1 pseudogene is annotated in these 890 nt (G+C 66.6%); it reads left to right on the forward strand.

Going from position 1 to position 890, the window contains the following annotated elements:
* Positions 1 to 819 (forward strand): annotated as a pseudogene (locus tag FDW83_RS18915) (glycine dehydrogenase (aminomethyl-transferring)); the annotation flags it as partial.
* Positions 820 to 890 lie beyond the last annotated feature (71 nt).

Here is an 890-nt window from a genome sequence, read left to right on the forward strand (position 1 = left end):
GCCCTGGTGGGGTTGGCGCAGCCGGGCCAGTTCGGCGGCGACGTGTCGCACCTGAACCTGCACAAGACGTTCTGTATCCCGCACGGCGGCGGTGGACCCGGCGTCGGACCCGTTGCAGCCAAGGCGCACCTGGCACCCTTTATGCCCGGCGACGCAACCTCCTGGACCGAGGGCAATGATGTTCCGATTTCAGCCTCCCGTTTTGGGTCGGCCGGTGTGCTGCCGATTTCCTGGGCGTACGTGAAGCTGATGGGCGGAGAAGGGTTGACCGAGGCGACAAAGTCCGCGCTGCTTGCCGCGAACTACGTGGCGTCCCGCCTCGATGAGTACTTCCCCGTGCTCTACACCGGCGAGGACGGGCTGGTGGCGCACGAGTGCATCCTGGACCTGCGCGAACTGACCGCCAGGACCGGGGTCACCGCCGAGGATGTGGCCAAGCGCCTCATCGACTTCGGCTTCCACGCCCCCACGCTCGCGTTCCCCGTGGCGGGCACGCTGATGGTGGAGCCCACCGAGTCCGAGGACCTCGCCGAGATCGACCGCTTCATCGAGGCGATGATCACCATCCGCAAGGAGATCGACCAGGTAGCCGCCGGGGACTTCACCCTCGCAGAGTCCCCGCTGCGCCGGTCACCCCACACGGCAGCCGCCGTCGTCAGCTCCGACTGGGACCGCGCCTACCCGCGCGAGCAGGCCGCCTTCCCCGTCCCCTCGCTGCGGCAGGACAAGTACTTCCCGCCCGTGGGACGCATCGACGGTGCGGCAGGCGACCGCAACCTCATCTGCTCCTGCCCGCCCCTTGAGGACTTCGAAAACTAAGGATTTCTGATGACCGAGAACTACACAGCTCTTTACGACGAGCACAAAAAAGCCGGCGCCTCCTTCACGGA

Origin of the sequence: Pseudarthrobacter sp. NamE2, from assembly GCF_005796205.1 — a bacterium.
Taxonomy (GTDB): Bacteria; Actinomycetota; Actinomycetes; order Actinomycetales; family Micrococcaceae; genus Arthrobacter.